The organism is Legionella drancourtii LLAP12 (assembly GCF_000162755.2).
Taxonomy (GTDB): Bacteria; Pseudomonadota; Gammaproteobacteria; order Legionellales; family Legionellaceae; genus Legionella; species Legionella drancourtii.
The window spans coordinates 9,696-11,789 of the sequence record NZ_JH413797.1; the positions used below are offsets into that span (position 1 = coordinate 9,696).

The following is a 2,094-nucleotide window of genomic DNA, read 5'->3' on the forward strand; positions in this document are numbered from 1 at the left end:
CACGGTATACGTTAGGTCTAACAGCGAGGTTTTCTTGAGAATAGTAAAATTCTTAAGACAAGTAATGGTGGTAAGTCATGGTCAACCATCTATGTGGGCAAGAAAAATATGGAGGTTAAACATATTTATGCGGTGGATGAGAATACTGTATTCGTAGCAACATCAGCAGGCATACTTAAAACCTTAGATGGCGGAGCGAGCTGGTATCTGACAACAAGTAATGTGCTGACTTTAAAATATGGAGTTACTGGTATTTATGCTCGTGATTCTAAAACAGCTTATGTTACCTGTAATTTTCCCTATTCAGTGTATGTCACTTATGATGGGGGGGCTTTTTGGCAAAATATTAATATGGGCTCGCAGGTGAATGCAATTAGTGGGTTTGGCAATACTGTTTATATAGGAACGCAACAGGGGCTTTTTCAACTTAAAGAGTCTTCATAATTAGGGCTGCTGAAAGGCTCTTATTTAATGCGTTTTATCTCTCATCCTACTTTCTGTGAACAAATCGAGTCCGGGGGCACCATTAGAATCATGCTCTACTGTACACGCAACCTTTATTCCTTAGGTCTTTGTAATATAAGTTCTAACTCACTTGGGGCTACAGGCTTACTAAAATAAAATCCCTGAACCTCTTCACAATGGTTGGATTGTAAAAACTCTAATTGTTTCTGAGTTTCTACCCCTTCAGCCACTATTTTCAAATTTAATTTTTTTGCCAATGAAATAATAGACTGAATAATGACTTCATCGCTGGTATTTAAATTAATATTACTAATAAATGATTGGTCTATTTTTAATCGATCTAAGGGGATTTTTCGTAAATAATTAATACTTGAAGTACCCGTACCAAAATCATCTAATGTAATGTGGATGCCCATCGCATACAATTCAGGTAACGAGCTGAGAGCCAACTCAATGGCGTTAAGGAGCACATTTTCTGTTATCTCAAGTTCAAGCCAATTTGGGCTTAATCCTGTACTGTCTAATATCCCTTTAATTTTCTGTACAAAATCAAATTGCTTAATCTGTTTTAAACTAATATTAACCGCGACACGCATGGGTAAAAATCCGGCGTCCTGCCATTTTTTATTTTGTTCACATGCGGTTTTTAATGTCCATTCCCCAATAGGAATAATAAGCCCGGTTTCTTCTGCTGCGGGAATAAAATCAATAGGAAGCAAAATACCTCTTTTAGGGTGATTCCATCGAATTAATGCTTCTACTGACGATATTTTTTGGGTCGTGATATCGAATTGGGGTTGATAATATATCATGAATTCATTATTAAGTACGGCGTCATGCAACTCATTTTCTAATACAAATTTTTCCTTTATTTGCGTGCCAAGTTCTGCTGTATAAAATTGGAATTGATTCCCCCCGCTATTTTTGGCTTGATACATTGCGGCGTCAGCATTGCGCAATAATTCGCCAATCGTTTTGCCGTCGCGTGGAAAAATACTAATACCAGCACTTGAGCACACGGATAATGATTGACCTGCTATTTCAAAATTACTATTAAATGATTCTAATAAGTGAGTTGCCACAGTACCTGCATCAAATTCATTTTTAATATTATCAACTATTACAATAAATTCATCACCACCAAGCCTGGCTAATGTGTCTGTTCCTCTAAGCATAAACTCCAGTCTTTTCGCGACAGTTTTAAGTAATTCATCACCCGTATCATGGCCAATACTGTCATTTATTAACTTAAATCGATCCAAATCAAAAAAAATAACAGCAAATAAAGTGTTTTGTCGCTTCGCTTTGTCAAGAACATGACCTAATCGATCCAGCATAAGGACTCGATTAGGCAAACCCGTTAATGAGTCATGCGTCGCTTGATATTTTAATTGTTTCTCCAGGATAACTCGTTGAGTAATATCACGAAAACTCCAGATACGTCCGGTTATTTTCTTATCAAGGGTATAGGGTTGGGAGTAACATTCAAAAATAAGGTCATTTGTAAAATTATATTTCTCAATTTTGACTTTATCGATTTTTTGTGACAAATCGGCAACCATTGTTGAAAAAGCACCTGAATCCTCTGCTTGCTGTGAAATATACCGCATCACTCGCTCGCCTTGACGG

2 protein-coding genes are annotated in these 2,094 nt (G+C 36.9%); one reads left to right on the forward strand and one right to left on the reverse strand.

Features of this window, described 5'->3' with window-relative positions; all coding sequences use genetic code 11:
* Positions 1 to 48: 48 nt before the first annotated feature.
* Positions 49 to 444, forward strand: coding sequence for a WD40/YVTN/BNR-like repeat-containing protein (locus LDG_RS01545; RefSeq protein WP_267878834.1), 396 nt, complete (start codon positions 49 to 51; stop codon positions 442 to 444).
* Positions 445 to 557: 113 nt separating this feature from the next.
* On the opposite strand, the gene LDG_RS01550 is transcribed toward LDG_RS01545, so the two are convergent.
* A partial coding sequence (locus tag LDG_RS01550) for a putative bifunctional diguanylate cyclase/phosphodiesterase (RefSeq protein WP_233491392.1) occupies positions 558 to 2,094 on the reverse strand: 1,537 nt, incomplete at its 5' end.